The organism is Streptomyces sp. NPDC043685 (assembly GCF_056436585.1).
Genome location: NZ_JBWKCH010000005.1, coordinates 362,470 through 389,210, shown reverse-complemented (window position 1 = coordinate 389,210; position 26,741 = coordinate 362,470). Strand labels below are relative to the sequence as shown.

At 72.9% G+C, this 26,741-nt stretch carries 23 protein-coding genes; 5 read left to right on the top strand and 18 right to left on the bottom strand.

What is annotated here, in order from left to right:
* Positions 1 to 165: 165 nt before the first annotated feature.
* From AC0665_RS18730 to AC0665_RS18720, 3 genes are all read right to left on the bottom strand, one after another.
* Positions 166 to 576 carry a hypothetical protein gene (locus tag AC0665_RS18730; RefSeq protein WP_478705495.1) on the bottom strand — a complete coding sequence of 137 codons (411 nt, stop codon included), beginning with the start codon at positions 574 to 576 and terminating at the stop codon, positions 166 to 168.
* A gap of 38 nt (positions 577 to 614) precedes the next feature.
* Positions 615 to 761 carry a hypothetical protein gene (locus AC0665_RS18725; protein WP_478705381.1) on the bottom strand — a complete coding sequence of 49 codons (147 nt, stop codon included), beginning with the start codon at positions 759 to 761 and terminating at the stop codon, positions 615 to 617.
* A 163-nt stretch (positions 762 to 924) separates the two neighbouring features.
* Positions 925 to 1,308: a DUF5997 family protein gene (locus tag AC0665_RS18720; protein WP_468405471.1), complete on the bottom strand. Its 384-nt coding sequence runs from the start codon at positions 1,306 to 1,308 to the stop codon at positions 925 to 927.
* A gap of 58 nt (positions 1,309 to 1,366) precedes the next feature.
* Between AC0665_RS18720 and AC0665_RS18715 the strand changes: the two genes are divergently transcribed.
* Positions 1,367 to 2,152, top strand: coding sequence for a LysR substrate-binding domain-containing protein (locus AC0665_RS18715; protein ID WP_478705380.1), 786 nt, complete (start codon positions 1,367 to 1,369; stop codon positions 2,150 to 2,152).
* 281 nt (positions 2,153 to 2,433) lie between these two features.
* Here AC0665_RS18715 and AC0665_RS18710 read toward each other — a convergent pair whose 3' ends face one another.
* The 10 genes from AC0665_RS18710 to AC0665_RS18665 all read right to left on the bottom strand — a co-directional run bounded on the left by AC0665_RS18710 (position 2,434) and on the right by AC0665_RS18665 (position 15,707).
* Positions 2,434 to 3,192 carry a DUF4142 domain-containing protein gene (locus tag AC0665_RS18710; protein ID WP_468405475.1) on the bottom strand — a complete coding sequence of 253 codons (759 nt, stop codon included), beginning with the start codon at positions 3,190 to 3,192 and terminating at the stop codon, positions 2,434 to 2,436.
* 269 nt (positions 3,193 to 3,461) lie between these two features.
* Positions 3,462 to 4,160: an HAD family hydrolase gene (locus AC0665_RS18705; protein ID WP_478705379.1), complete on the bottom strand. Its 699-nt coding sequence runs from the start codon at positions 4,158 to 4,160 to the stop codon at positions 3,462 to 3,464.
* Positions 4,161 to 4,179: 19 nt separating this feature from the next.
* Complete coding sequence (locus tag AC0665_RS18700; RefSeq protein ID WP_478705378.1) at positions 4,180 to 4,656, bottom strand: Lrp/AsnC family transcriptional regulator; 477 nt, start codon at positions 4,654 to 4,656, stop codon at positions 4,180 to 4,182.
* Positions 4,657 to 4,880: 224 nt separating this feature from the next.
* Positions 4,881 to 6,239, bottom strand: a complete 1,359-nt coding sequence (locus tag AC0665_RS18695; protein ID WP_478705377.1) for a lipase family protein — start codon at positions 6,237 to 6,239, stop codon at positions 4,881 to 4,883.
* Between the two features lie 273 nt (positions 6,240 to 6,512).
* Positions 6,513 to 7,739 (bottom strand): metallophosphoesterase, encoded by a 1,227-nt coding sequence (locus tag AC0665_RS18690; protein ID WP_478705376.1) that lies wholly within the window; start codon positions 7,737 to 7,739, stop codon positions 6,513 to 6,515.
* A 126-nt stretch (positions 7,740 to 7,865) separates the two neighbouring features.
* Positions 7,866 to 8,852, bottom strand: coding sequence for an alpha/beta hydrolase family protein (locus tag AC0665_RS18685; protein ID WP_478705375.1), 987 nt, complete (start codon positions 8,850 to 8,852; stop codon positions 7,866 to 7,868).
* Positions 8,853 to 8,958: 106 nt separating this feature from the next.
* Positions 8,959 to 10,890: a glycosyl hydrolase 53 family protein gene (locus AC0665_RS18680; protein WP_478705374.1), complete on the bottom strand. Its 1,932-nt coding sequence runs from the start codon at positions 10,888 to 10,890 to the stop codon at positions 8,959 to 8,961.
* Between the two features lie 643 nt (positions 10,891 to 11,533).
* Entirely contained in the window at positions 11,534 to 12,211 is a 678-nt protein-coding gene (locus tag AC0665_RS18675) for a response regulator (RefSeq protein ID WP_478705373.1), read from the bottom strand.
* Between the two features lie 13 nt (positions 12,212 to 12,224).
* Positions 12,225 to 13,403 carry a sensor histidine kinase gene (locus AC0665_RS18670; protein ID WP_478705372.1) on the bottom strand — a complete coding sequence of 393 codons (1,179 nt, stop codon included), beginning with the start codon at positions 13,401 to 13,403 and terminating at the stop codon, positions 12,225 to 12,227.
* A gap of 102 nt (positions 13,404 to 13,505) precedes the next feature.
* Complete coding sequence (locus AC0665_RS18665; RefSeq protein ID WP_478705371.1) at positions 13,506 to 15,707, bottom strand: MMPL family transporter; 2,202 nt, start codon at positions 15,705 to 15,707, stop codon at positions 13,506 to 13,508.
* 922 nt (positions 15,708 to 16,629) lie between these two features.
* Here AC0665_RS18665 and AC0665_RS18660 point away from each other — a divergent pair.
* The 3 genes from AC0665_RS18660 to AC0665_RS18650 all read left to right on the top strand — a co-directional run bounded on the left by AC0665_RS18660 (position 16,630) and on the right by AC0665_RS18650 (position 19,750).
* The gene (locus AC0665_RS18660; RefSeq protein ID WP_478705370.1) at positions 16,630 to 18,129 is read left to right on the top strand and encodes an FUSC family protein; all 1,500 of its coding nucleotides are present in this window, start codon (positions 16,630 to 16,632) and stop codon (positions 18,127 to 18,129) included.
* A gap of 138 nt (positions 18,130 to 18,267) precedes the next feature.
* Positions 18,268 to 18,396 (top strand): hypothetical protein, encoded by a 129-nt coding sequence (locus AC0665_RS18655; protein WP_478705369.1) that lies wholly within the window; start codon positions 18,268 to 18,270, stop codon positions 18,394 to 18,396.
* Between the two features lie 331 nt (positions 18,397 to 18,727).
* The gene (locus AC0665_RS18650) at positions 18,728 to 19,750 is read left to right on the top strand and encodes a lactonase family protein (RefSeq protein WP_468637777.1); all 1,023 of its coding nucleotides are present in this window, start codon (positions 18,728 to 18,730) and stop codon (positions 19,748 to 19,750) included.
* Positions 19,751 to 19,840: 90 nt separating this feature from the next.
* On the opposite strand, the gene AC0665_RS18645 is transcribed toward AC0665_RS18650, so the two are convergent.
* The 4 genes from AC0665_RS18645 to AC0665_RS18630 all read right to left on the bottom strand — a co-directional run bounded on the left by AC0665_RS18645 (position 19,841) and on the right by AC0665_RS18630 (position 23,828).
* Positions 19,841 to 20,764: a sirohydrochlorin chelatase gene (locus AC0665_RS18645; protein ID WP_468405499.1), complete on the bottom strand. Its 924-nt coding sequence runs from the start codon at positions 20,762 to 20,764 to the stop codon at positions 19,841 to 19,843.
* Between the two features lie 110 nt (positions 20,765 to 20,874).
* On the bottom strand, positions 20,875 to 21,861 hold the full coding sequence (locus AC0665_RS18640; RefSeq protein WP_478705368.1) for an N-acetylglucosamine kinase: 987 nt from the start codon (positions 21,859 to 21,861) through the stop codon (positions 20,875 to 20,877).
* Positions 21,858 to 22,535 carry a uracil-DNA glycosylase gene (locus AC0665_RS18635; protein WP_478705367.1) on the bottom strand — a complete coding sequence of 226 codons (678 nt, stop codon included), beginning with the start codon at positions 22,533 to 22,535 and terminating at the stop codon, positions 21,858 to 21,860. Before AC0665_RS18635 ends, AC0665_RS18640 begins: the two co-directional genes overlap by 4 nt.
* 135 nt (positions 22,536 to 22,670) lie before the next feature.
* Entirely contained in the window at positions 22,671 to 23,828 is a 1,158-nt protein-coding gene (locus AC0665_RS18630; RefSeq protein ID WP_478705366.1) for a WD40/YVTN/BNR-like repeat-containing protein, read from the bottom strand.
* 212 nt (positions 23,829 to 24,040) lie between these two features.
* Here AC0665_RS18630 and AC0665_RS18625 point away from each other — a divergent pair, with 212 nt between their 5' ends.
* Positions 24,041 to 24,625 carry an Rv1733c family protein gene (locus AC0665_RS18625; protein ID WP_478705365.1) on the top strand — a complete coding sequence of 195 codons (585 nt, stop codon included), beginning with the start codon at positions 24,041 to 24,043 and terminating at the stop codon, positions 24,623 to 24,625.
* 6 nt (positions 24,626 to 24,631) lie between these two features.
* Here the strand turns inward: AC0665_RS18625 and AC0665_RS18620 are convergent, their stop codons facing one another.
* Positions 24,632 to 26,647 carry a HEAT repeat domain-containing protein gene (locus AC0665_RS18620; protein WP_478705364.1) on the bottom strand — a complete coding sequence of 672 codons (2,016 nt, stop codon included), beginning with the start codon at positions 26,645 to 26,647 and terminating at the stop codon, positions 24,632 to 24,634.
* Between the last annotated feature and the right edge of the window lie 94 nt (positions 26,648 to 26,741).

The following is a 26,741-nucleotide window of genomic DNA, read 5'->3' as shown; positions in this document are numbered from 1 at the left end:
GTGGCGTGGTCTGGCGTTTTGGGTCGGTCCCGCCCCGGTCGAAAGAGGGCGTTCGGCGGTGTCGCCGCGTAAGGGAGCGATCAACTTCGCGCACGTCCGGCCGCTCCGGCGGAGGCGGCCACCAACGTGGGCGTGCGCCCCTCCCGAGCGAGGGGCGCACGCGGGTCACGTTTCCTTGCCGAGCGCCTTGTCGAACGTGGAGATGTTGTAGGGGCCGGTGAGGTACATCCCGGCGTTGCCGTCCTGGAAGTTGGTGGTGTTCGCGGTGACGGAGGTCAGGGCGCCGGGCTGGATGACACCGTTGTCTCCGCAGAAGAGGTTCTCCTTCAACCAGGTGACGGTGCGCAGGGCGGCCGGCGAGTCCATGGCGGGCCGATAGCCCGACCCCTCCTTCTGAAGGATCCGGACCCCGCCCTGCCGCAGGTGACTGGCTCCCCACCAGGCCACGTAGCCGTTCTGGGCGCTGCCCGGGACGACCATCCCGTGGGTGTCCTTCCTGCCGTCGCCGTCCGGATCGCGGGTGGCGAAGGCCTTGGCTAGGGCGAGGGTGTCCTGCCAGGTCCTCGGCCGCGGCAGGCCGAGCTTCTCGCGCCAGTCCTAGCGGACGAACAGGGTCATGGCCCGACGGGAGGCGGGATGCCGTAGTGCCTGCCGTCGCGGCCCACCGTGGAGGACCAGGACTTGACGGTGATCTCGTCATGGCCGGCGATGGAGGCCGGAGTGACCGGCTTGAGCAGGCCCTGGGCCTGGTAGCTGCCCATCAGCGCGGTGTCGTTTCGCCGGCCCGGGCGCTGCCGGAACCGGAGCCGCAGGTGGCCGTTCCGTTTCACCGAGGCCACACGAGGCCCTGAAAGCCCCTGCAAACAGGGACGGCCCCCACCGGGTCATCCGGTGGGGGCCGTCCGAAAATGACGGAAGGGGAGGTCAGCTCTGGCGTTCGGTGTTCTTCTTCTTGATCCGGGCGGCTTCCTTGCGGACCTCCGCCTGCGTGGCGCGCTCCCGCTCGAGCCACTCGGGGGCTTCCTTCTTCAGCGCCTCGATCTGCTCGGTGGTGAGGGGCTCGGTGACGCCCGCGCGGGCAAGCCCCGCGATGGAGACCCCGAGCCTGGCCGCGACCACGGGCCGGGGATGCGGGCCGTTGAGCCGCAGGTCCTTCAGCCACTGCGGCGGGTTCGCCTGGAGCTCGTTCAGCTCGGCGCGCGAGACGACACCCTCACGGAACTCGGCGGGTGTGGCCTCGAGGTACACACCCAGCTTCTTCGCCGCGGTGGCGGGCTTCATCGTCTGGGTGCTCTGGTGCGACGTCATGCCGTCCAGCGTATCGAGCGTGTGCACGCCCCCCGACCACGGCCGGTAACCTGGCGAGGTGACAGGCTCGGATGCAACCCCCTCGTTCCGGCTCGCCTACGTCCCCGGGGTGATGCCCGACAAATGGGTGCGCGTCTGGAACGAGCGGCAGCCCGATGTCCCGCTGATTCTCACGCAAGTGCCCGCGGAAGCGGCGGCCGGGCGGCTGCTGGGCGGGGACGCCGACGCGGGCCTCGTCCGTACGCCCGTGGACCGTACGGTCTTCAGCGCCATCGCCCTCTACACCGAGCAGACCGTCGTGGTGGTGCCCAAGGACCACCTGGTCACGGCCGTCGACGAGGTGGCGCCGGAGGATCTGGCCGACGACATCGTGCTGCACCCCCTCGACGACGTCCTCGACTGGGAGACCCTGCCCGGGCGGCCCGCGTTCGAACGTCCCGCCACCACGGCCGACGCCGTCGAACTGGTCGCGGCCGGCATCGGCGTGCTCGTCGTCCCGCTGTCGCTGGCCCGCCTGCACCACCGCAAGGACCTCACGCACCGGCCGCTGCGGGACGCCCCCGAGTCGAGCGTGGTCCTCGCCTGGCCCGAGGACGCCAAGACGGACCAGGTCGAGGACTTCATCGGCATCGTCCGCGGCCGCACGGTCAACAGCACGCGGGGCCGCCCGCAGCCTCCCGAGCGGGAGAAGTCCGGGCGCACGGAGAAGTCCGGGCGCACGGAGAAGGGCGGAGCCCGGAAGAAGCCGGCGGGGGCCAAGCAGCAGGGCGCGAACCGGCGCACGGGCGGCTCGGGCGCCACCGCCAAGGGCGGCAAGCGGGGCAGGCCCCGCCGACGGTCCTAGAACCGGTCCCACTCGCCCCGGCGCGGGGCGGACGGCCGACAGCGAGGACGCTCACCCGCCCGCCGCGCGGGCCTTCAGGCCCTGGCCCTCCGCCCGACGCCCCTGGTCTTCCGGCCGATCTCCCCGGCCGTCTGCCCGACGCCCGTGGCCTTCCGCCCGGCGCCCCTGACCTTCCGGCCGATGCCACTGGACCTCCGCCCGGCGCCCCTGACCTCCCGGCCGGTTCCCCTGACCCTCTGCCCGACGCCCGTGGCCTTCCGCCCGGCGCCCGCCGCCTTCGCTCAGCCCGCAGACGGAGACGGCGCGCCGAAGGACGGATTGGGAGCGACCGTCTGCAGATCCTTCAGGTCTTCGGGGATCGGCAGCACCCGGACCGGCGAACCCGGCTGCGGAGGCGGCGGCGTCGTCTGATCCTGGGGCAGCTTGGGCGGGGCGGTGATCTGGAAGGCCACCTGCTCGTGATTGATCAGACCGGTCTTCTCCAGGACCGTGATGTGGTCGAGCACGGTGTCGTTGGTCTGGTCGGCCAGCTCCCGCACCAGGCTGTTCCGGGTGGTCGCCCGGATCTTGGCGATCGTCGGGAAGATACCTCCGTGCGCGACGCGCATGATGGTCACGGCCGTGGAGTCGAACTCCTTGCCGGAGCTGCCTTCCGCCGTCGCCACGAACTGCTGCTGCTGCGGAGACGGCTCGTTCGGCAGGGTGATGCCCAGGTCCGTGGAGACCTTGCGGCAGGACGCGTCGAGCCGGCCGTGCCCCACGAGCAGGTGCTTGGCCACTTCCTTCATCGCCGGCGTCGTGCCCCGCTGCATCGCCAGTTGTCCCAGCGGGTACTCCCAGAGGCCGGCCGCGCGCACGCGGACCACGAAGTCGCGGTCCGCCTCGCTCAGCGGGCCCCACTGAGTGTTGGCGATGATGCGGTCCTGGCCGGAAGCCGCGTTCTGCACGCCCAGCATGCTGGGATAGGCGAGCGCGGTGAGCGTAAGGATCATCGCACCGCCCACGAACGCGGTTCCTGCCGTGCTGCGCGAGATGCGCATCGTGCCTCCTGGGATATGAACGGCCCAACACCAGGAGGTACGTATGGCAGGGGCGAAACAATCACCGCTGCCGCGAAAAATTTGGAAGGTTCAGGGCCGGTGCGAGGCCGCGGCCGCCGTGCTCACCACCTTGTCCCCGTTTCGGTGTTCGCGGCGCACGCGTCGGTCAGCCGGTCCAGGCCGAACAGCCTGGCCGGCGCGAGGTGTTCGGCCTTGCCGGTGATCGTGGGCAACAGGTCCGGTGCCGATACGAGTGGGGAGACGCGAGTTCAGGCCGGCCCGGCCGGGCCGGCGGCGAGCCAGTCGAACGCGGAGCGCGCCGTGAACTCCTCGTGGCCGCCCGGCAGGAGAAGGTCCGCGGTGGCGAACTCCGGTGCGCCCGCCTGGGCCGGGACGTACGGGATCGCGATGCACCGCATGCCGGCCGCGTGCGCCGCGGCGGCGCCCGGGGCCGCGTCCTCCAGGACGACGCAGTCGGACGGGGCGGCCCCCAGCCTGCGGGCCGCCTCGAGGAAGACGTCCGGAGCCGGTTTGCCGTGCGCGACCTCGTCGGCGGAGACCACCGTGCGCAGATGCGCGTCCAGCCCGGTCCCGGTCAGCACCGCCGCGATGGCCTGCGGCGACGATCCCGAGGCCACGGCCAAGGGCACCCCCTCGGCCGCGAGCAGCTCGACGAAGGCGCGCATCTGCGGGTAGGCACGGGTGCCGCCTCGGGCCAGTTCCAGATAGCGGCGGTTCTTGGCGGCGAGCAGTTCGTCCACCGAGGCGGGCAGCCGGTAGCGCTCCTTCCAGTCCGCGACCGTCTCCTGCGTGCTGATGCCGACGTACCGCTCGTGATCCGCCCAGGTGAAGTCATGGACGCCGTATGCCGCGAGCGTCTGCCGGCCTGCCTCGTAGTAGTTCGGCTCGCTGTCCACGAGCGTTCCGTCGAGGTCGAAGATGACCGATGTTCCGCGGAGCCTGCTCATGGCGCCATGCTCTCAAAGGTCATCCGCGGGCCGACCGCCCGATCGACTCCACCAGCGGCAGCATCCGGTGGGAGACCCGTTCGCGCAGGGCGACCTCGGTACGGGTGCGCACCACCCCCGGCATGCTGATCAGTTTCTGCACGACGTCCTCCAGGTGCGCGTTGTCCCGGGCCACCACCCGGGCCAGCAGATCCCCGCCACCCGTGATCGAGAACGCCTCGACGATCTCCGGCACCGCCGCCAGCGCGTCGCCCACCTCGTCGAGATGGCCCTGGGTGACCTCGATGTGCACGAACGCGAGCACCGGGTGCCCGAGCGCGGCGGAGGAGAGGGCCGGTGCCGTGCCGGTGATCACACCGTCACGCTCCAGCCGGTCGAGCCGGGCCTGGAGGGTGCCGCGGGCGACCCCCAGGACCCGGGCGTACTCGCGCACACTCGTGCGCGGCTGTTCCAGCAGCAACCGCAGGATGCGGGTGTCGAGCTCGTCCACGGCCATGGCACGTCCTCCTCGTCCACTGGCTCTGCCGAGGGGGCTCCCCAGCCGCTCCGGCAGTACCAATGGGCCAGTCTAGAAGGGCGCGGTCGAGCCAGTGGTCCCCGGGATGCCGGGGCAGGCGAGTCCATGGCGCTGCGGATGCCGCCGCGCCATTCTCGGTGAACTCACGGCCGGTGCGGTGAAGGGGGCGGGGAGGGGCGGGCCGCCGGATGGCCCGGTCCCGGTCAGCGCTGGAACGGCATCGTCCAGCAGTTGGACGCGGCCGGCTTGCCCTCCAGGCGGTCGGTGAGCCAGGAGATCGCCGCTTCCTGGTCGGCGATGAGGGGAGCGAGGTGGTTGGTGAGGATCCTGTCCCCGAGGTTGGGCAGGTCGACTGCCTTGTAGGTGACCTCGCCGCCCTCGCGGCACCAGTCCACGGCCAGTTGACGGGCCTGGGCGTGCGGAACGATGTCGTCCTGGATGCCGGTGCTCACCCGGACAGGACCGCCCGGCCTGAGCGTCCCGATGCGCTGCTCGTCGAGGACCGCCCGGGCGCGCGGTTCGTCGGCGATGACCTCGGCGACGGACTTGCCGCTGGTCGTCCACGCGCTGCTCCGGGCGAAGCCGTAGCGGATGACTGCCTCGCCGACGCACATGGTCGAGGCGTCCGCGAGGGCCTTGCGCCCGGCGTCGTTGAGATTCGCCTCGGCGACGTCCCGCATGTCGGGGTACGCCTGGACGAAGCCGTTGATCGCCCAGCCCAGGGCGGCGGCCAGGGCGCTCCCGTCGATCCCCTTCATGACGGCGGTCAGGTCGGCGGGCGGCGCGCCCGCGTAGGTGCCGGCCAGGTGGACGTCGGGCGCGTACGTGGGCTGGAGTTCGGCCGCGGAGGCGCTGGCACCGCCGCCCTCGCTGTATCCGTACAGGCCGACGCGGGAGCCGGAGGTGAGGGACGTGCCGGGCAGGGCGCGCGCCGCGCGCACGGCGTCCAGCACCGCGTGCCCCTCGTCCAGGCGGTTGACATAGGTGTGCAGACGGTCGGTGGCGCCCAGGCCGACGTAGTCGGTGACGACGACGGCCGCTCCGGTGGCGAGGAGACGGTAGATCGCCAGGTTGTCGTAGGCGACGGACAGGGTCTGCCCGTTCACCGTGAGGGGGTGTTGCAGGGCGAACGAGGGCGCGCACTGGTCGCCCTGGCCCATGGTCCCCGAGGCCACTGCCACCAGCGGGCGGGGTCCGTCGCCCTGCCACTTCGCCGACGGCTCGATGTAGGCGCCGGTGACCGCGACGGCTCGGCCGGCGGAGTCGGTGGACTTGTACATCAGCCGGGTGGCGGTGCCCGGCAATGGGCGGCCGTCGAGACCGGGCAGCGACAGCCCCAGGGGGAGGGGCTCCTGCCGGATCAACGCACCGTTGGCGGCGGGCAGTTGAGTGGGCGGGGTGTAGAAGGCCGGAATGGCGACCCCCCGGGACACGACGGGTCCGGTGTCGGTCGCGGAGGCGTCGGCCGTGGTCGCGCCGGCGCAGACGCAGGCCACAGTGGCGAGCGCGGTGGCGGCAAGACGGTGGGAGGTGGAACGCGCACGGCTTCGGTATCGGCTCACGGCTCACTCCTCGTGCTGCTGCGGTGCCTGATTGCGCGAAAAACTAGCACCGGTAGTTACCACTGGTAACACCTCTCCAAGTTACGGTCGGGTAACTGTTTGCCGGAGCAAGTCCGTGGCGTGGTGAGCGCGTCGGCGCGCCTCCCCGCCCGGCGCGGCGGGGCGTCGGCGCTGTGACGAGGTGGGCCGGTACGGCGGCAGTCAGCACTGTCAGGCGGTGGGCCGGTACGGCGGCAGTCAGCGCTGTCAGGCGGTGGGCCGGTACGGCGGCAGTCAGTGCTCTGACGCGGTGGGCCGGTGCGTGCTGCGGAGCACCAGCAGGGTGATCTCGCTCGGGGCGAAGACGCGGAACGGCGGGCCCCAGAAGCCGGTGCCGCGGCTGGTGTAGAGGAGGGTGCGGGAGCCGTGGCGGCTGAGGCCGGCGAGGGCGGGCTGGTCGATGCGGACGAGGTGGTGGAACGGCCAGATCTGGCCGCCGTGGGTGTGGCCGGAGAGCTGGAGGTCGATGCCGGCGGCTGCCGCCCGGTCGACGAACTTGGGCTGGTGTGCCAGGAGCAGGACGGGCAGGTCCGGGTCTGCGCCGTCCAGGGCTCCGGCGAGATGGGCGCGGTGGCCCGCCAGGCCGGAGGACTCGGCGGTGACGTCGTCCACGCCGGCGACCACGAGGGTGTCACCGTCGCGTTCGAGCAGCAGATGGCGGTTGCGCAGCGGCTCCCAGCCCAGTTCGCCCATCAGATCGACCCAGCCCTGGGCCTCGCTGTAGTACTCGTGGTTGCCGGTGACGTAGACCCGGGCCCGGGTGGCTCGCACAGTGCTGAGGGGCGTGGCCTGGGCGCGGCGGCGTGCGGCCGTGCCGTCCGCGATGTCGCCGGTGTGGCAGACCAGATCGGCATCCAGCGTGTTCACCGTCTCGCACACCCTCGCCGACCAGCGGGCGCGATCGAGCGGGCCGTAGTGGGTGTCGGTGACGAGGACGACACGCAACCCGTCCAACCCGGGGCCCAGCCGGGGAAGTCGCACGTCGAGTCGGCGCACGCGCGGCACACGGCGGGCCTCGGCGTATCCCCAGACGAGCAGGACGGCGGCGACGCCGAGGACGGTCCAGGTCACGATGCGGGCGCGGTCCTGGCTCTCGCCGACATCGAACACGGTCAGGGCGAGCCGCAACAGGACGCCGAGCAGAGCGGACCAGGTGAACAGGACCCAGCTGATGCCCAGCAGCGTGTCACCGATGATCGCCGCCCGGTCCTGCTGGCGCCGGCCGTGGCCGCGCGCCATCGCGAGCGGCATGCAGACGAGGCCGAGGGCGAACAGGGCGGTGCCGAGCAGCGTGACGGGCGGTGGCCAGTGCTGGCCGCCGTGCAGGAGCACCCAGCAGGGCACGGCCCACAGCAGAACGGGGGCGACCAGGGGGAGGAAGCGCATTACGACGTACAGCCGGCTCCGCCGCGGCGCTGGTGCCGCGCCCTCGGTGGGCCGGGTGTCGCTGGTGTCGGTCACGGCTCTCCTCCCTCAGCGGGTCGCCGTCTCGCGCACTGTATCCGGTCGACCTCCAGGAGATCTTCGCCCCCTCACGCCGGGGTACCGCCCGCCCCGCTGTCCGAGCGGTACCCCGACACGCGCCGGTCAGGCGCGGCGGCGGGCGCCGGCGGCGGTGGAGGCGTTGTGGATCTCGGCGGCCTTGCCGCCGTGCCGGGCAGGCAGGACGGAGGCGCCCGGGGCACCGGGCGAGGCGCCCAGCCGGGCTTCCCACCTGGTGTTGGACCCGGACGCGTCAGCCGGGAGGCGGTCCCGGGCGGCGGTGTCGCCGTACATGGTCCAGCGGGCCCAGTCGACGACGGTCCTCGGGAAGCGCTGGTCGCTCCAGAAGCTGGTGTGGCTGCCGCCGACGAAGGTGAGGAACGCCTTGGGCCAGTTCATCTCCGCGTACGCCTGCCGGGCCGAGGAGTACTTCGTGGTCGAGTCCCGGTCGCCGTGCACGAACAGGACCTTGGCCGAGACCGAGCCGGACGGGTTGCCCATGTCCACGCACGACTGGGGATTAGCGGAGACGATCCTGCTGTCGGGCCAGGAGGTCAGCAGACCGTGGGTGACCATGCCGCCCAGGGAATGACCCGCGACACCGACGCCGATGCCGGTGTTGATGTGCCCGGCCAGCGGTCCGCTCGCGTTGAGCGCGAGGGTGTTGGTGATGATCTGCGAGACGTCCCTGCAGGTGTTGCCGTTGTTGACGTCGTTGAAGTTGTGGTTGAAGTGCGGGGCGGGGACGACGAAGCCCGCCGAGGCCAGGGCCCGGATGATGAACAGGGAGTTCTGCGGGCTGCTTCCGAGGCCGTGGGTCATGTTGTAGAGGGGGAAGATTCCGCCGGCGACCGGGGCGTCCGGCACCGGGTTCCCTCCCGCGGTGCCGGTGGCCGGGTAGTAGACGTAGGTGGTGCACGGGCGGCTGCCCCGGGTCCAGTTGTAGCGGCGCACGCCGACCGCGAACGGCGTGGTGGGCGCCGTGCCCAGCGGCCCGGCGGCGGGTGCCGGTCCCGCGCCGAGCAGGGACAGACCTGCGCCCGTCGCTCCCGCCGCGCTCAAGCCGAGGAAGGTCCGTCGTCGCATGCTCATGGATGACTCCTTGGGTGCAGGGGGTGGGGGGATGGGGGGAGTTACTGGTGGGGCGGTCCGGGGCGCAGGCGGCCGGATCTCCCGGACGTCGCCGCGGACCGCCGGGCTATGGCGTGGTCACGTCGTGTTCGCCGCGCCCGGGAACGACGTCGATGACCGCGGTGACCGGTCCTGAGCCGGTCGTCCCGGTGACCGTCACCTCGCCCGGCCTGTCGGTCGCGCCCGGTGGCAACGGCTGCCAGCGGACGGGGACATCGCCGATCGTGTCGTCGGCGGTGCTGAGCCTGCGGACGGAGGGCGGCAGCTTCGGGGCTGTTCCCACCACGGCGGTGGTGTGGACGGTGTCCTGGAGGATGTGCTGGGCGCGGCTGGCGTTGAAGACGTCGATGGAGGCGTGCGGCTCCCAGGTGTTCGCCAGTCCGGGCACGGCCCGGAACATCGGCTGATAGCCGCCCGGCTCCCACACCAGCACCCCAGAACCTCGGTTGTCGACCACGTCGTTGGCGGCCTGGAAGACCCTTTGGACGGCATCGGCCTGGCCCTGAATCGTCCGCGGGAAGGGCGAATTGGGCAGCGGTGAGCCGTCGCCGCCCGAGGCGGGGTAGGCGGTCTCGGCGATGTCGATCTCGTAGCCGGGAAAGGTGGTGGCCATGGTGTTCAGGTTGTGTTCCAGCGCCTCGGGCGAGCCGTGCCACTCCGGGTAGTAGGACAGGGCCAGCACATCAGGGTTCTGGCCCTTGGCCTTCACCCGGCTGAGGAACTGGTGCCAGAACTCCATGGTCTTGGCGAGTCTGTCCTTGCCGACGATCACGTGGATCTCGACCTCGGACGCCGGTGACGCGTCGCGGACGGCCTTGATCCCGGCCGCTGCCAGCGTGGTGAACCGGTCCCACGCCTGGTCGTAGAGCTGCCGCTCCGCCGGGTCGGTCGACTGCCAGTACCGCCAGAGCAGGCCACCGCCGGGCTGCGACTGGTAGACATCGGCCTGGTCGACGAAGTACGGCGGACTCGTCGTGCCGATGTGCGCCGCCTCGCTGCCGTACAGGAAGCCGTTGATGATCTCGTTGCCGATGGCCACCTTCTCCGGCGCGGTGCCCTGCCGGATCAACCGCTTCAGATAGTCGGCCGTGAAGTCGTACACGGCCTGGGACAGGTCCGCGAACTCCAGCTCGGCCCAGGCACGCGGTTTGGGCTGCTTGCTTGGGTCGGCCCATGAGTCCGCGTAGTGGAAGTCGATCCCCAGGCCCATGCCCCGCTGCTTGATCTGCTTGGCCGAGACCAGTGAGCGCTCCGGGCCCTGACGCGGAATCGGCGTCGGCCGACCGGTGCTCTCGTCGCGCGGCTCGTTCCAGATCCGCAGCCGGGTGTGCCGCATGCCGCGGTCCTCGGCCACGTCGAGCAGATGGGGCCCGGCGCCCCGTTCCGCGGCCAGGGGGTCGACCCAGTACTGCCGGTCCTGGACATCGTCCATCCAGGACAGATCGGCGCCGAGCGTGAGGTCGTCGCGGAGGTAGTTGAAGACCTGGAGCTCGCTGACACCAGCTCTGGCGCGGCCCGGTGCACCGGTGAAGGTCAGTCGGACGAAGCGCGTCCCCGGCCGGGTGAACAGGTGGACCGCCCCGCGCGCCATGGTCCGGTTGCGGGACTGGTCGGCGATGGTCTTCCACCGGCGACCGTCGGATGAGACCTCGACGACGTACCGGTAGGCCACGCCACGGTCCGGGAACGCCACTTTGACTTTACGCAGGTTGTCGTAGCGCCCGCCGAGGTCGACGGTGAGCCACTGCCGCGCGCCGCCACGACCGGGGTACCAGGACGTCGCCGGGTCACCGTCGATGGCAAGTCCGGCGTTCGACGAGCCGTTGCCGGCTGTCGCCGAGGCCCACTCCTTGGCAGCGATGTTGCTCTCGATCGGCTTGATGTCCGCGGTTCCGTAGGTCGCACGGGCCGGAGCGGGCACCATGAGCAGGGCGGCGCAGACCACGGTGGCCACGGTCGTCACGCCCGCTGCGACATGGGCCGGACGATTGGTGCTCATGCCTTCCTCCTGTTCAACCGGTTGGTGTGGGGGCCGGGCGCGAGCGCTGCCTCCTGCCGTTGCCCGGACGACGGTGATGTGCCGATGGAGGTCCTGACGAGTCCGAGGCCGTCGACGAACAGGCGTCCGTTGCCGCCGGCCGGCCGGATCGTTTCGTCTTCGCGGCGGCGACCTCCGACGAGGTGGCCGAGGCGTCGTCGGCGACACCGGCCGCAGCCGTCAACGCCTTGGCGAAGGGCTTCCAGGAGTCGGCCGTGTACGTCGACGGAGTGCGTGTCCGGTAGTCGGCCACGCTCCGGAACCGCGAGTCCGGCCGGAGGACGGCGAGGCTCCAGGAGTCCTGCCGGTCAGGTAAAACGTCGTGCCCATCGAGATGCCTCCTGTCACCAGTGATGCGGAGGAACAAGGGCCCGAGGCGGCGGGGGCGATGCATGCGATCCAGGCGTTGTGCGGCTCGTGACTGGGAACGCTCCCACACCTCGCGAATAACAGAAAGAGTCGCGGCGGGACTCTCATCTGTCAATCTCTGTGCCTCGATCCCTACGAAAACAGGTGAAGACCATCGGTCGTCGGCCGTGGCTGTGACCGATTACAGGCCCCGGGCTGCCCACCGTCCCGCGGGGGAGACGGCCGGGCCGGTGCCTCAGCCTTTACGTTCTCCCGCGCGTACCAGGCCGGTCTCGTAGGCGATGACGACGAGTTGGGCCCGGTCGCGGGCGGCCAGTTTGGCCATCGCCCGGTTGGCGTGAGTCTTGACGGTGACCGGGGCGACGAAGAGGCGCTCGGCGATCTCGTCGTTGGCCAGGCCGGTGCCCACCAGCGTGATCACCTCACGTTCCCGGGGAGTCAGGGTGGCCAGTCGCTTGGCGTCGACGAGGTCGCCGGGGGAGGGGTGGGCGAGGACGCGGGCGATGAGGCCCTTGGTGGCTGCCGGGGAGAGCAGTGCCTCTCCGGCAGCCACCAGCCGGACGGCGTCGAGCAGTTGGGCCGGTTCGACCCCCTTGCCCAGGAAGCCGCTCGCGCCGGCCCGGAGGGCCTCGATGACCAGGTCGTCCTCCTCGAAGGTGGTCAGGACGAGGACCTTGACTCCGGCCAGATCCTCGTCCTGGGCGATCAGCCGCGTGGCCTCGATGCCGTCGACCTCGGGCATCCGGATGTCCATGACCACGATGTCGGCGCGCTCGGACCGGGCCAGCCGGGCCGCTTCCCGCCCGTGGGATGCCTCCGCGACGACGTTCATGTCGGGCTGCGCGTTGATCAGGAGCCGGAAGGTGCCCCGGAGCAGGGCCTGGTCGTCGGCGAGCAGGACGCGGATCGGCATGACGGGTGGTTCCTCACGGGGCGTCGGGCAGGGTGGGGGCGAGTGGGAGGGGCAGCTCGGCGAAGACCTGGAAGCCGCCCTCCGGCCGGGGCCCCGCGGTGACGGTGCCGCCGGTGGCGAGGGCTCGTTCGCGCATGCCGATCAGCCCGTGGCCGGTGCCTGTGCCCTTGGACGCGCCGGGGCGTCCGTCGTCCGTCACGGTGACCCGGAGCGCGTGCGGCCCGTAGTCCAGGACGACTTCGGTCCGGGTCGCCGAGGCGTGCTTGTGGGAGTTGGTGAGGGCTTCCTGGATGATCCGGTAGGCGGTCAGCTCGGTGGCCGGCGCCAGCGGGGACGGATCCCCGGTCCGGGTCACGGACACGGCGAGCCCGCTCGCCCGGAAGCCGCCCACCAGGCGGTCGAGATCCGCCAGGCGAGGGATGGGGGCCCGTGAGCCCGGCGCGTCATCGGGTTGGCGCAACAGGCCGACGGTGGCGCGGAGTTCGTCGAGAGCGGCGCGGCTGTTGTCCTTGATGTGGGCCAGCGCCTCGTACGCCTGGTGGGGGTTGGCGCGCATGAGATGGTGCGCCACACCGGCCTGGGCGTTCACCAGGGTGATGTGGTGGGCGACGACATCGTGCAGATCGCGGGCGATGCGCACGCGTTCCTCCGCGACCCGGCGCCGGGCCTCCTCCTCCCGCGTGCGCTCGGCACGCTCGACGCGTTCCCTGGCCGCCGCGAGATTCTCACGTCGGCTGCGGACGGCCCGGCCCAGCGCGGTGGCGGCGAGCACGGCGTCGAAGCGCAGCAGGCTGGCCCCTGCCACCAACGACTCGGCGTGGGTGGCGGCGTAGACACCGGTGATCGCCACCGCTGCGGCCACACCGACGCTCCACACGGTGCGCCGGCTGCCGTGCACGGCGAGGGTGTACAGGGCGATCAGGCTCGCCGCCGGGGTCGGCGCGATGTGCGAGGCGACGGCCATCAGCGTCAGGTCGCCCGCGACCGTGAACAGGGCGACCCCCAGCGGCCAGCGGCTCCGGAGAACCAAGGGCATGCACGACAGCGCTGTCCACACGACCTCGTGCCAACGCGGCGCGTGCCAGTCGTTCCCGCCGACGGCCGTCGCCGCCGTGGCGATCACGATCAGCGGTACCGCGGGCAGCGCGTCCGCGATCCGGTCATGACGGGCCGGCCACTGTCGCCACACCATGGGCAGTTCCCTTCCCTCACTCTGTGCGGCGCCGGCCGGTGGAAGGTGAGGTCACCCGCCTTCCACCGGCCCGCGTGCGATGTGGGTCCGTCGCGCTGACGGTCAGCGGGCCAGGCCGGTGGTCTCCGGCTCCCGCACGGCGTGCGGCGGGTGCGGGGGCTCGTCGGCGGGGCCTTCCACCGAGACATGGGGCAGGGCCTTGTCCAGGCGGCGGGGCAGCCACCAGTTGGCCCGTCCGCACAGATGCATGAGCGCGGGGACGACGACCATGCGGATCAGCAGGGCGTCGAGGGCCACGGCGACGGCGAGGCTGACGCCGAACTCGGAGATGACGCGCATGCCGCCGAAGACGAAGGAGCCGAAGACACAGACCATGATGGTGGCGGCGACGGCGATCACCCTGCCGGTCTCCGCCTGCCCGACCCGGACCGCGCGGCGGCTGTCACCGGTGTGCGCCCATTCCTCACGCATCCGGCTGACCAGGAAGACCTGGTAGTCCATGGACAGGCCGAACATGATGCCGACGACCAGGATCGGCACGAACGACTCGATCGGCCCCGCGGCACCGAGCCCGAGGAGTCCGGCACCGAAGCCGTACTGGAAGACCACAACGATCGCGCCGAAGGCCACGCCGATGCTGAGCAGGTTCAGCACCGCACCCACGGCGGGGATGAGCAGACTGCGGAAGGCAACGGTCAGCAGCAGGAAGCCGAGCACGGCGATCACCAGCACGAACACCGGCAGCTTGCCCATCAGCACGGAGGCGAAGTCGTCGTTGCTCGCGGTGACTCCGCCCACGTAGACCTTCAGGGACGTTCCGCGTTCCGCCTGGGGGATCACGTCGTCACGCAGGTGGTGGATCAGGTCGGAGGTGGCCTCGGACTGGGGTGAGGTGGTCGGGACGACGGAGATCACGCCGACCGTCCGCCCCTCCTTCATGGGTGCGGCGCCGACACCGGCGACACCGTCGACCCGCTTCAGAGCGGTGACCAGCTCCGCCTGGGCCGCCTTGTCGGCGGCGGTGGGGGCCTGGACGGCGAGGACGAGCGGGCCGTTGAAGCCCGGTCCGAAACCGTCCGCGATCATGTCGTACGCCTGGCGGTTCGTCGAGGACGCGGGCAGGTTGCCGTCGTCGGACGCGCCCAGCCGCAGCGACAGCGTCGGCAGCGCGAGTGCCGCCAGCACGGCCAGGGCGACGACACCCAGGGTCTTGGGCCGTGCCTGGACGCGCTCGGCCCACCGGGCCCACAGCCCGGCCCTGCCCGAGGAGCGCTGCCCGCCGAGCCCGGCCATCCCACGGCGCTCGCTCTTGCTGAGGACACGCGGGCCGATCATGCCGAGCAGCGCCGGCAGCAGGGTGATGGCGGCCAGCACGGTCAGGACGACGGTGACGGCCGCGCCGATCGCCATGCCGTTGATGATGCCGACGTTCAGGGTGAGCATGCCCAGCAGCGCGACGACGACGGTCAGACCGGCGAACACCACGGCCCGGCCGGAGGTGTTGAGGGACTTGGCGACCGACTCGGCCACGCTCATGCCGGCCATCAGGTTGGCGCGGTGCCGGTTGACGATGAACAGCGCGTAGTCGATGCCCACGCCCAGACCGATCAGCGAACCGAGCGTCAGCGTGGTGTCGGAGAGCGTGATGACGTGGCTGAGCAGCATCACCGTGACCGCGGAGGTGCCGACACCGACCACGGCCGTGATGATGGGCAGCGCGGCCACCCAGACCGCCCGGAAGACGAACAGCAGCACGACGAAGGCGAGGACGATGCCCATGGCGTCGGCGACCGCGTTGGGCTCGGGGTTGACGGTGAACGCCTGCCCGTTCAGCGCGATGTGCAGGTTCCCCGACTCGGGGTCGGTGGCGAGTTCCTTGACGTGGTCGATCTGCGCGTCGGACACGTCCTGCTCGAAGGCGACCGTGGCGTAGGCCGTCCTGCCGTCCTCGCTGACCTGCGCCCTGCCCTCGGGCGTGTAGGGGCTGGTCACGGAGGCGACACCCGGTGCCTCGGCGACGTCCTCCAGGGCGCCGGTCATGGCCTGCTCGGCGGCGGGCCCGGTGACCTTGGCCTCGGCGCCGTTCACCTGCCAGACGATCCGGCCGCTCTTGCCCGCGGCGCTGTCGGAGGCCTGCTGCAACAGGGCCGTCGCCCTGGCCGAGTCGGTGTCCTGCGATATCGGGCTGTTGCCGAAGGCGTTGCCGGCCGCACCGACTCCGGCACCGAGGGCGAGCAGCAAGCCCACCCAGAGCAGGACGACGGCGAGCCGGTGCCGGTGGCACCAGCGGGCGAGAGGGGACATCGACGAGCCTTTCCAGGGATCTGCCATGCGTACGGGCCGGTCACAACGACCCACCCCGACGCTCGCAGTTCTCCGGCCTCTCGTCGTCGGCCGTATGCAGACACTTTCGTCTACTGCGATCGCAGCAGAGAGGGCGGCCACGGCATGCCGGCGACGGCCCCGCCCGGACACGCGTCGCACGTTCCGGCCGGGGCCGTGGGCGCCGCCGTGCTGCGCTCAAGACCTTCGGTGCTGCGGCCGGTCGCTGGTCCCGGCGTGGTCGGCGTGGCGGAAGAATTCGGCCCGCGGGCAGCTCACCGCCTGCGTCCGCATCAGCGGCCGGGGTGCAGGCCGAGCCGGGCCCGGGGACGGCGCGCCGCTCACCTCTCCTCGGGCGGCTTCACGCGGCTCGCCGACCGGCGAAGGAAGGGCTGATCCGCCGGGACCCCGATCCGCACGACCGGCGGGCCGCACTCGCCGTACTGACCGACAAGGGCGCCGAGGCGCTGGACCGCGCCCTGACCAGGCACGTGTCCCAGCTGCGCACCCACGTCTCCGGCCGCTGTCGCCGGTGGATCGCCGCCACCTGGAACGCGCGCTGCGGATCCTGGGTGACGCGCACGGGTGAGAAGCGGCGTGACTGTGGTGCCCTTGCGTGCCCTCCGGGCCCCGGCCTGATCCATTGGCCGACCATCGGTCTCCATCGACCTCGATCCACTGAGCCATTGGCGCAGTCGAATGCGGGGCAGTGGAGCCACTGGGCCCTCGGATGGTTATCTTTGCCCTATCCATGTACTTGCGGCGCCGCGCAGCGCCGGACGGCGACGAGGCCGGGTCCGGACCGCGGTGCCGCAGTCGTGTCCGCTTGCCGTCCACCACCCGGGACGGCACGTGGACAGGGCACGTACCACCGAGAGGGGGGCGGCGCACCGCCGTGAAGAGGATGTTCGTGGCTCCGGACCCGGGGCGCTCGAGGCTGCGGAACGCGACCCGCGCTGTCATCGGTGTCGCCGCCGCCGTCGCCGTTCCCGAACTCTGCGGGCTGTCGCTCACCGCATCCATCACCGGAGGGCTCGCGGCACTGCTCGCCCTCTTCACGGTCACCGACGCGACCGTTCGTGACCAGCGGATCACCACCGCCCTGCTGCCCGTGGCCGGGTTCCCCGTGCTGGCGCTCGCCACCGCACTGCACGGCATCACCCCGGCCCGTGACGCCGCGTTCCTGGCCGTCGTCTTCTGCGGGGTCTACGCCCGGCGCTGGGGTCCGCGGGGCCACGCGCTCGGGATCTTCGCGTTCATGAACTTCTTCGTCACGCAGTTCTTGCACGCGGTCCCCGCTCAGCTGCCCGAGCTGTACACCGCCGTCGGTCTCGCCCTCTGCGCGGCCGGCGCCACGCGATTCGTGCTCTGGCCCATCGAGCGTCGCACCCCACCCGCGGCGGCTCCGCCGGTCCTGCCGGGCACCGGATGGGCACGGCCCACCACCCGGCAGGCCTTCCAGGCCACAGCTGCCGCTGCCCTCGCCCTCCTGGTCGGGCAGTTCCTCTCCGAGGAGCGCTGGTACTGGGCCGTCGGCACCACTTGGTGGATCTTCGTCAACACGACGTCGCGCGGCGAGACTCTGGTCCGCGGTTTCCGCCGGGTCTGCGGAACCGTGATCGGTATCGTCGTCGGCCTGGCGGTCGCCATCCCGCTGCACGGCGCGCCCACGCCGACGGCCCTCCTGGTCGCCGGCTGTGTCTTCGGCATCTTCTACACCGCCCCCGTCTCCTACACCTGGATGATGCTGGCGGTGACGGTCATGGTCAGCCTGCTCTACGGCCTGCTGGGCGTGCTGGACCCCGGCCTGCTCGGGCTGCGTCTGGCGGAGACCGGCGTGGGCGCGCTGTGTGCCGCGCTGGCCGTGGTCCTCGTCCTGCCGGTCACCACGCACAAGACGACCGACGCGTGGATCCGGCTCGCCCTTCACTGCGTCCACGCGGCCACCGCCGAAGCGGCCGCTCGCCTGGCCGGAGACCCGAAGAGCGACCCCGCCCCGCACGCAGCCGAACTGGAGCTCCTGCTCGGCCGGGTACGGATGGCACTCGCCCCGTTGATGCACCCCCTCACCCCCTTCCGCGCTCGCAAGGCCCGTGCCCGGCAGGTCAGTGAACTGCTCGACGACTGCGCCCGCGAAGTGCGGGGCCTGGTGTCCGTCGCCGCCGATCCGGTCGCGTCGCACGACGCCCGGCTTGTCGCTGCCTGCTGGCGCGTCGAGGCGGCGGTGGAAGCCCTCACGGCCGGTGACCTGGGGCGCAGGCGGGTGGCGCTCCCCACCGGCGAGCTGCCTCAGCGGGACGAGATCGAGTCGGCCCTCGCGCATCTGCGCGGCCTGGAGAAGGCACTGTCGGCTCTGGCGATGCCGCTCGGTTCGTCCCAGCGGCCTCCGCTTGCCCGTTCCTGAGCGGGGCAGAGCGTCGGCGCTACGGCGCGGTGCTGGATCCGGCGCGCCCTGTGCCGTGTGCACGCCTGCGCCGTCGAGACCGCGCGGCGCAGGGGGGTGCGGCGGACACGGACCCGGCGCTGGGCGCAGCTGAAACCGATGACGCACTGGACACCCGGCATCCTCTCCGGCGCCGCGCCCTTCCGTCAGTGGCGCAAGCGGGTGGCGGAGCTGGAGAAGCTCGTCGCCCGGGTACGGTTCCCGGTCTCCTCCCTCGTGCACGGCTGAACCTGATGCCGGCCTTACGCGGCGAGCTCGGCACCTGCTCGCCCTCCCCGACGGCTGCGCCCGGGAGATTCGCCGCCTGGTCGCCGTCACGGCGACCCGGAGGCCTCTCACGACGTCCGCCTCGCCACGACCCGCCGCCGGGTGGAGGCCGCCGTCGAGGCCCTCATCGGGGGCAGGGACATCACGCCGCACGCCGACGGCCTGCCCCATGCGGACCCGCCCTGCGCCTCGCCCGGGTCCGACCGGGCGACCCGCCCTTGACCGCTTGGTCTAGACCGCGCATGATCGGCTGCGCGGTCTTTCCGGGCGGTGCGGGCGAGAGGGGACAGCGGTGGCGGACGGCAGGCGGGCGTTCATCGGGTCGTTCACGGCGGCCGGCGGCCCCGGGATCGTGATGGCGGAGGTCGACGCCGACAGCGGGGCGCTGACCGTGCTGAGCAGCGTGAACGCCGTCCCTGACCCCTCCTGCCTGGCGCTCTCGCCCGACGGCGGGACGCTGTACGCGGTCAGTGAGACGCCCGACGGCGCGGTGGCCGCGTACCGGGTGAACGGCGACAAGCCCGAGCCGGCCGGGCGCCCCGTGCCGGTCGACGGCAGCGGTCCGACGCACCTCAGCCTGTTCGACGGTCACGTCCTGACCGCCAACTACGGCTCCGGCAGCGTCACCGCTGTGCCCGTGCGCCCCGACGGCACTCTCGCGCGATCCGCCTCCGGCGTGCTCCGGCACAGCGGCGCGGGACCGCACACGCCCCGTCAGCAGGGGCCGCACGCCCACCAGGTGCAGGCCGACCCGAGCGGCCGCTGGGCCGTCAGCGTGGACCTCGGCACGGACTCGGTGCGGGTGTGCACGCTGACCGAGGGCGCCCTCGCCCTGCACCGGGAGACCGCTCTGCGCCCCGGCTCGGGGCCCCGGCACCTGGCCTTCCACCCGGACGGCTCGCACGCGTACGTCGTCAACGAACTGAGCCCCACGGTCACCGTCTGCCGCTGGGACGCCGCGGAAGGCGCCCTGACGCCGCTGTCCGAGGTCCCGGTGCTGCCCGGCGCTCCCGCACGCGACGCCTACCCGTCGGGCGTCGTCACCTCGCCCGACGGCCGCTTCGTCTGGACCGCCACCCGCGGCGAGGACGTCCTGTCCGTGCTCGCCGTCGAGGGCGAGGAACTGCGGCTGGTCACCACGGTGCCCTGCGGCGGCCACTGGCCGCGCGCCCTCACCGCCTCCGGCGGCTTCCTGTACGTCGCGAACGAACGCTCCGGGGACGTGACCTGGTTCGCCGTCGACCCGCGCACGGGCGTCCCCCGGCGCGCCGGTTCGATCAGAGTGACCGCCGCGTCGTACGTGGTCCTGCGCTAGCGGAGAGCCGAAGGGCCGGCACTCCCCCCATGGCGAGAAGGCCCGCTCCGAACCCGGAGCGGGCCTTCCTCGGTACGTCCACGTCCCGCGTCAGCGGACCGGCATGCTCTGCGCCTGCTGCGGCGCGATGCCCAGGGCCGTCGTGTACTTGGCCAGGGCCAGCTTGCCGATCGCCGGGTACGGGCCGAGCGACTCGGCGGCGGAGCAGCCCGCCTCCTTCGCGGCCTCCTCGACCAGCCCCTGCTCGATCTCCGGGCCGATCAGGTACGGCGCGAGCGCCAGCTGGTGCGAGCCGGAGGAGCGCAGCTGCTCGGCGACGGAGGCGATGGAGCCCTCCTGGTCCAGGGCCGCCGCCATGACCGGCACCGCCAGGCGCGCGGCGAGCAGCATGCCGGTGATCCCGGCCGCCTGCACCGCCTCGTCACCGCCCACGGAGGCCAGGATGATGCCGTCCGCGGCGGTCGCCACGGTGAACAGCCGGGCGCGGTCGGCCCGGGCCAGACCGGCCTCGGACAGCCGCACGTGCAGCGCCTCGGCGAGCAGCGGGTGCGGACCGAGGACGTCGGTCAGCTCGGCGGCGACACGGCTCTCCATGAGGGCCTGGCGGACCTGGCGCAGCAGCGCGCTGTCCGGGCCGGCGAGCAGCGGCACGACGACGGCGACGGGGCCGTCGGGCATCTTGACGTCCATGCCGGCGGCGCGGGCCTGCTCGAAACGGGCCGTGCGCTCCTCGGCGGCGCGCACGAGCACGGCCTGCAGCGAGGGGAACTCCGCGTTGTCCCCGTCGAGGTACCCGATGCGGGCGTCGAGGCCGGGCAGCTCGGAGCGGGCGATGCTCACGACCTCCTCGGCGAGGCTGCGCGTGGCGCTACTGGGCGTCCCCGGCACGGCGAGGACGAGCGCGGGCGCGCCCTCGGGAGCGACCAGCGGCTCGGGACGGCGATGCCGTCCGGGCTGGCGGGGGCGCGGCATTCGTACGGGCAGGCCATCCGCGGGCCCAGTGGGGGAACTCATGGCGCCGCATGTTACTGGCTTCTTGGGTTCCCCTGTTCGGGGAGGGTGCAGGTGAGCGGTATCCGTCCTGTTTTGTCTGATGAGTTACGTACGGGCTGGGTATCGTCGGATCAATCACCCGGCCGGGTGGTCACGGACAGCATCCTCGGGTCGGCCGGCAGCATGAGCGAACCGGTGCTCAATGCGGTCGCGATGCGCACCGAGCCGTCCAGCGGGTCGCCTTCGGCCGGTACCCGCCGCGCCCGCGGCAGCCGCCGGGCCAGTTCCGCGTCCAGGGGACCCAGCAGGGGGTCGCCCAGCTTGAACAGACCGCCGGTGACGGCCACACGGGGTTCGCCGTCGGCGGGGCACACGGCCGCCGCGGAGTCGGCCATGTGCCGGGCGGCCGCGCGCAGGATGCCCGCGGCGACCGGGTCCTCGCCGGCACAGGCGGCCACGCGGGGTGCGAAAGAGGCCAGGACGGCGGGCCGGTCCGGGCGCGGGTACAGCGCGCCGGGCAGCCCCGCGACCGGTCCGAACACCTCCTCGGCACAGGCCAGCAGGAGGCGTGAACCGTCCTCGCGCCCGTCATGGGCGCGCAGCGCCGCCTCGAGACCGGCCCGGCCGATCCAGGCGCCGCCCCCGCAGTCACCGAGCAGATGCCCCCAGCCGTCCGCCCGCCGCCAGCGCGTCAGATCGGTTCCGACCGCGATCAGCCCCGTGCCGCCCGCGACGACCGCGCCCGGGCGTGCTCCCAGCGCACCCACGTACGCGGTCACGGCGTCGGCGGCCAGCGCGATCCTGCGCACGCCCCATTCCCTGGCCAGGGCGCCGGGCAGTTCGGCACGCAGCCCGTCACCGAGGGAGGCGAGACCGGCCGCGCCGACGGCCACGGCGGTCAACGGCACGGGTCCGGCCTCGGCGGCCAAGGCGCGGACCAGACCGACGAGTTGGGCCATGAAGTGCCCGGGGTCGATGCCCCGCTCGCCCGTGCGCACCGGCTCGTCGGACGCCACCCGGGCCAGCGGACCGCGCTCGGCGGTCCCCAGCACGGCCCGGAGCCCGGAACCGCCGGAGTCCACGGCGAGGAAGCCGGAGCCCTCCGACACCCCGGTCACGGCAGACGCCAGTCCACCGGTTGGCCGCCCTGGCGGATCAGCAGGTCGTTGGCCCGGCTGAACGGCCGGGAGCCGAAGAAGCCCCGGTCTGCCGACATGGGGGAGGGGTGGGCGGACTCGACGGAGGGCAGATCGCCGAGGAGTGGGCGCAGATTGCGGGCGTCACGACCCCACAGGATGGACACCAGCGGTTTGCCGCGCCCGGCCAGGGCCCGGATCGCCTGCTCCGTGACCTCCTCCCAGCCCTTGCCCCGGTGGGCACCCGGCTTGCGCGGGGCGGTGGTCAGGGCCCTGTTGAGCAGCAGCACGCCCTGCCGAGTCCACGGCGTGAGGTCGCCGTTGGACGGCTGGGGGAGCCCCAGGTCGCTGTTGAGCTCGCGGTAGATGTTGATGAGGCTGCCGGGCAGCGGCCGCACGTCCGGCGCGACCGAGAACGACAGCCCCACCGCGTGTCCCGGGGTCGGGTACGGGTCCTGACCGACGATCAGGACGCGTACGTCGTCGAAGGGCTGCTGGAAGGCGCGCAGGACGTTCGGCCCGGCCGGCAGGTAGGTGCGTCCCGCGGCGATCTCCGCGCGGAGGAAGTCCCCCATCGCGGCGACGCGTTCGGCCACCGGTTCCAGGGCCTTCGCCCAGCCCGCTTCGACGATCTCATGCAAGGGTCGTGGTGCCACGGGCGTCACCCTACTGCCGTGCCGGCAGCGGCGATCAACCGGTGGCCAAGGCTGTCCAGCCACGGCGCCCCGCGCCTCGTGCCCCGCCCGGCCCCACGCCGAGCCCCATGCCGCGTCCCCCGTGCCATCTGCGGCTCAGCCGACGCGTGCGGCCCGCACGCACAGCACGTCCGGCAGGTGCGAGGCGAGTTGCCGCCAGCTGTCGCCGTCGTCCGCCGACGCGAACACCTCGCCGTTGCGGTTGCCGAAGTAGACGCCCGCCGGGTCCGCGTCGTCCGTGCACAGCGCGTCGCGCAGCACCGTGCCGTAGTGGTCCTCCCCGGGCAGCCCCGCCGTGAGGGGCTCCCAGCTCTTGCCCGCGTCCGCGGTCCGGTAGACCCGGCACCGGCGGTCGGCGGGGACCCGGTCGGCGTCGGCGTTGATCGGGAACACGTACGCCGTGTCCCCCCGGTGCGGATGCGCCGCCACCGCGAAGCCGAAGGTGGACGGCAGGCCCGCGCCGATGTCCGTCCACTGTGCGCCCGCGTCGTCGCTGCGGTACACACCCCAGTGGTTCTGCAGATACAGCCGGTCCGGGGTCACCGCGTCCCGGGCGACCTTGTGCACGCACTGGCCGAACTCCGGGTTCGGGTGGGGCAGGAACACCGCGGAGACACCCGAGTTGGAGGGCGCCCAGCTCGCGCCGCCGTCGAGGGTGCGGAACACACCGGCGGTCGAGACGGCGACCGTCACCGCCTTGGGGTCGCGCGCGTCGGTGAGCACGGTGTGCAGTCCCTCACCGCCGCCGCCCGGCACCCACTTCGACCGGGTGGGGTGTTCCCACAGCGGCCGGACCAGATCGAACGTCTCCCCGCGGTCCTCCGAGCGGTACAGCGCCGCCGGTTCGGTGCCCGCGTACACCACGTCCGGCTCGGCGGCGGCCGGGTGCAGCTGCCACACCCGCTCCAGGGACGCCCCCGTCTCCTTGGGGAACCTGACCGCAGGGCGGGCCGGTTCGGTCCACGTCCGGCCGAGGTCGTCGGAGTGGAACACGGACGGCCCCCAGTGCGCGCTGTCGCCGCCGGCCAGCAGCCGAGGGGTCCCGCCCCGGGTGTCGATGGCGACCGAGTACACGGCCTGAGCGTTGAAGTAGGGGCTCTCGTCGAACTCCCAGGCGCCATCACCTCGCCGGCGCCCGATGAACAGGCCTTTGCGCGTGCCCACGGCGAGCAGTACCTCGGTCATGCCGATCACCTCCGCGGCGTCGTCGTCGACGCCTTCGTCCCGGACACCGGCCAGTCTGCACCCGACCACTGACAGTCACCCCCGGAAGCTGCTCCGCCGCAGGTCAGTGGGGTGTCGCGAGATGTTCCGGCGGCCTCGCGGCCCGCATCGGCAAGCCGCTCGCGCGGGCCGGAGGCGGGCGGGGACCGCCCCGCCGGAAAGGTGCGGTGAGCATCCCGGCGCCGCCGTCCGTATGGGGGAAGGCGGCGGGATGGCCGTGGGCTCGTGAGAAGGAGGCCTCGATGGCGTTACGTGGTCCGGGGGTGTGGCTGTGGCGCTGGCGGCGCAATCCGCTCAAGCGCCGCGCCGACCGGCTGGAGGCCTGGGTCGTGCTGGGCGTGTGGCTGCTCACGGTGTTCCTCGGGGCGGCGGCCGGGGCGGCGGTGAGCCGGTCCGTCGAGGACGGGCTGGCCCGGGAGCGCGCCGCGTGGCGCCCCGTCGCGGCACGGCTCGCCGAACGCGCTCCGGGGACGGCCGCCGGGAACGCCCCCTCGTCCCGTGCCGAGCGGGTGTGGGCGACGGCGCGGTGGAACGCCCCGGACGGTTCCGAGCACTCGGGCCGGCTACGGGTGCCGGCCGACAGCGCCGCCGGGACCCCGGTCACGGTGTGGACGGACCCCTACGGCCGCCAGGTCACCCGGCCCGTCACCGTCGCCCAGGCCCGCGTACGGGCCTGGCTGACCGGAGGCGCGGCGGGCGTGTGCGCCGCGGCCGTGCCCCTGGTCGCGGGCCGTGCCCTGCGCAGCCGCCTGGAGCGTCGCCGTATCGACCGGTGGGACGTCGAGTGGGCCCGCTTCGGCCCGATGTGGGGACGCACGGCGGGGTGACGCCGCCTACCGGTGCGCCTCTCCGGACAGGGCCTGCCGGCACGTCCGCAGCAGGTCCAGGTCCGCGCGTACGCCCTGGCCTCCGGGGGCGGTCAGATGCCGCCGGGGGGAGGCGAGCTCCGCTCGGAGCAGGTCGTGCAGCGGTGTTCCCGCCGGTCCCAGGGCCGCGACGCACCCGGCGATCGTCCGGCGTGTGCGCGGGTGGTCCGCCCATGCGGAGCGCAGCACCGGAAGGCACTGTTCCGTTTCCCCCGCGGTCCGCCACAGCGCACACGCGGCCGTGACCCGCTCCCAGGCGTCGGCGGAGCGCGTCCCCGCACGCAGCCCGGGCCCGGCCGGCCGGGCCACCGGCCCCAGTCTTCCCAGCACGGCCGCCGCGCGTCGCCGCCGATCGCTGCCGGGGGCCGCCAGCTCCCGGAGCAGCACGGGCAGCACGGCATCCGCGTCACCCGTGACCGACCACAGCGCGTCCGCCGCCGCGACCGCGCAGCCGGTCTCCAGCAGCCCGCGCAGCTCCGGTGCCGCCTCGCGCGCCGCACTGCCGAACGCGCCGAAGGCGCGCACCGCCGCTTCGATGACGGCGTCGCGCCGCCGCAGCCCGTCCGGCAGGCCGCGCAGCAGCCGCGACATCACCGGCACGGACTCGGCGTCGCCCAGTGCGGAGAGCGCTGACAGCAGCGGCACGGCCCGCTCGTACGTGTCGGGCGCGCCGACCGGCACACGGGCGAGCCGTCGCCGCAACATGGGGGCGAGCGGCACGGCGGCGCGGCCCAGGTGGGGTATCACCAGCCCCACGTCGTGCGGGACGACGGGACCGGCCAGCACCTCGGCCAGCAGGGGAACCGCCCGCGCGTCCCCGGCCCGGGCGAGTGCCTTGAGCGGGCCGCCCAGGGCGCTCGCACCCCGCTCCCCGTGCCGTATGCGAAGCCCGGGACGACAGGTGACCAGCGTGTGGAGCGGGTCCGCCGCGGGCGCGGCCAGCTCGAACAGCTCCGCCAGGACGGCGACCGCGGCGTCGTGCACCCACCCCTCCTCCGCGCCCAGCCGGGCTCCCAGCAAGGTGACCGGCTCCGTGTGGCCCGTACGCCACTCGCGTACCAGCCCGGCCGACATCCACACGCCGTTGCACCGGTCGAGGGGATCCGGGCTGGTCAACTGCCCGCACAGCAGGGCGACCCGGTCGGCCACCCGGTCTCCGAGCGCCGAGTGCAGGGTCCGCAGCAGCCGGGAGCCCTCCTCGTCCGAGGGCCGCAGCCGCCGCAGCCGTCCGGCGAGCGTGTCCGGGCCCGGACCGTCGTACCGGCGTCCTGACCGCGCCCGTCGCGCGGATCTGTCCCTGAGCAGCCGGACCGCGGTCGGCACGAGATCGGCGCCGAGCCGTTCCGGAGCGCAGGAAGCGAGCTGGCCGAGCGCGGCGAGGCGGAGCCCCGGGCCGTGAGGGGGCCCGCTCAGCGCGGCCAGCAGGTCGGCCGCCTCGGCGGCGAGAGCGGCGTCGGCCGGGTGGTACCGCCGGGCGAACAGCCCGAGGCTCTCCGCCAGCGCGATCAGGACCCGGTCGTCCCGCTCCACGGCGAGCCGCTCGCGCACCAGGGCGAGCACCCGCGCCGGCCGGTCGAGGAAGCGCACGAGCGCCCCGGGCACCGCCCGGCGCACGGCGGCGTCGGGGTCCGCCGCGAGCCGGACGAAGACGTCGGCACGCGCGCGCAGGGCCGCGCCGGCCCTCGCCGCGAGGTCGTCGCGGGCGCCCTCGAAGCCGCCGATACTGACGAGGAGCTCTATCACCGAGGCCCGGTCGCGCCCTTTCTCGCGGACGGCGAGCGCGAGGAGAAACGGAAGACAGGCGAGCGTCGAGTCGTACACATCGCCTTGGTGGTGCACGGCGCCGTACATCCCGTCGAGCGCGGTCTGCCGCTCGGCCGGGTCGGCGGAGGCCAGTCCCCGGAGCAGTCCGGGCACGTCCTCCGCGCTGCCGTACGCATGCCGCAGCGAGGCCCAGTCGACCTCGTCGATCCCCCTGAACACGCTGTCCTCCCCCGGGCGAAGTGCCACCTGACGGGGAGTCTGCACCACGGCACCGACAACGAAGCGGAATCGGGAGATGACTGTGCGCGAACTG